Origin of the sequence: Sphingopyxis sp. L1A2A, from assembly GCF_005502465.1 — a bacterium.
Taxonomy (GTDB): domain Bacteria; phylum Pseudomonadota; class Alphaproteobacteria; order Sphingomonadales; family Sphingomonadaceae; genus Sphingopyxis.
Window position 1 is genome coordinate 1 of record NZ_SCOT01000069.1, and the last position, 1,800, is coordinate 1,800.

A 1,800-nucleotide genomic window follows, 5' to 3' on the forward strand; every position below is an offset into this window, starting at 1 on the left:
CCCCTTTCCCCTGGTCCGACGTCGCGATCATCGCCGTCCTGATCCTGCTCAACGGCGTTTTTGCGATGTCCGAACTGGCGATCGTCTCGGCGCGCGCGCCGCGGTTGCAGGCCGCCGAAAAGCGCGGCAGCCGGGGCGCGGCGGTCGCCCGCCAGCTCGCCGCCGACCCGGGGCGGTTCCTGTCGACGGTGCAAGTCGGCATCACGCTGATCGGCATTCTCGCGGGCGCCTATTCGGGCGCCAGCCTGGGCGGCCCCGTGGGCGACCGGTTGCAGCCGCTGTTGGGGCTCGACGATGAAACCGCGCTCACCGTCGGATTCGCGGTGGTGATTGCGGTGACAACCTATTTCTCGCTGATCGCGGGTGAACTGGTGCCCAAGCAATTCGCGCTGCGCGCGCCCGAACCGATCGCCATTTTCATGGCGCTGCCGATGCTGTGGCTGTCGAAAATCGGCGCGCCGCTGGTGTGGTTGCTCGATCGCAGCTCGGCGCTGGTGTTCCGCCTGCTCGGCCTCAACCGCGAATCGGAGGATCGGGTGACCGCCGAGGAACTGCACCTGATCGTCGCCGAGGCGTCGAAATCGGGGGTGATCGAGGAAAGCGAGCGCGCGATCATTTCGGGCGTCGTGCGCCTTGCCGATCGTCCGGTGCGCGAGGTGATGACCCCGCGCAAGGATGTCGACTGGATCGACATCGCGCTCGACGCACAAGGGGTACGCGACAAGCTGGTCGAAACCCCGCACAGCCGCCTGCCGGTGGCGCGCGGGTCGGTCGATGACATCGTCGGCGTGGTGCAGGCGCGCGACATTGCCGCGGCGCTGTTTCGCGGCGAGGCGCTCGACCTGGAGCAATTGATGCGCCCGGCAAAGGTCATCCACGACCAGATCGACGCGATGGACGCGCTTGAAGCGCTGCGCGTTGCCGATGTGCCGATGCTGTTGGTGCACGACGAATATGGACATTTCGACGGTTTGGTGACCCCCGCCGACCTGCTGTCGGCGATCGCCGGCGAATTTGCGTCCGATCAGGATATCGGCAGCGAGCCGTTCGTCGTCGAGCGCGACGACGGCAGCCTGCTGATCGCGGGGTCGATGCCCGCCGACCAGATGGCCGAACGGCTGGGGATCGAGCTGGGCGAGGACCGCGACTATGCGACCGCGGCCGGCCATGCGCTGGCGATCCTGAGGCGCCTGCCCAAGGAAGGCGAGACCTTTGCCGACAAGGGCTGGCGGTTCGAGATCATCGACATGGACGGGCGCAAGATCGACAAGCTGCTGGTCACCGAGATCCGCAAGCCGAAGGATGATTCGGACGAGGCATAGGCGCGCTGGCCGACGCAAGCCATGTGCTGCGAATAATGTAGGGTAGCGGTTTGTTCGCGCTGGCGCGATGTCCGCTTGGGGTTGGGGAGCGGGCATTGCCGTCTTCGGTCATCGCGGGCCGGGGCCGCGATCCGGTCGGCGCATGGGCCGCGTCACCATTCCAAAGTTCAGGAAAATTCAGCCTAGTGCAGCGCCCGATTTGTCGTCTTCGGCGAACAGATTGCGGCCGGATCCTGGCCCCATCCGGAATCTGGGCGGCGACCGCTTTTGCTTACAAATTGAAAGAGCTGCGATGAAGGCTGGCACAGCGGAATAATGTAGGACAGCGTTTTTTAGCTGCGGATGGCAGCTTTGGGGTGGGGAGCGGACATTGCATATCCTCCCCATCGACTTGCGATGGGGAGGGGGACCGCCGCGAAGCGGTGGTGGAGGGGCAGCAACGTCGCAGCCCCTCCGTCAGCCCTACGGGCTGCCACCT

1 protein-coding gene is annotated in these 1,800 nt (G+C 65.8%); it reads left to right on the plus strand.

The window, feature by feature from the left end; translation table 11 throughout:
• A partial coding sequence (locus FFS68_RS17740) for a hemolysin family protein (RefSeq protein WP_249340229.1) occupies positions 1-1,322 on the plus strand: 1,322 nt, incomplete at its 5' end.
• Between the last annotated feature and the right edge of the window lie 478 nt (positions 1,323-1,800).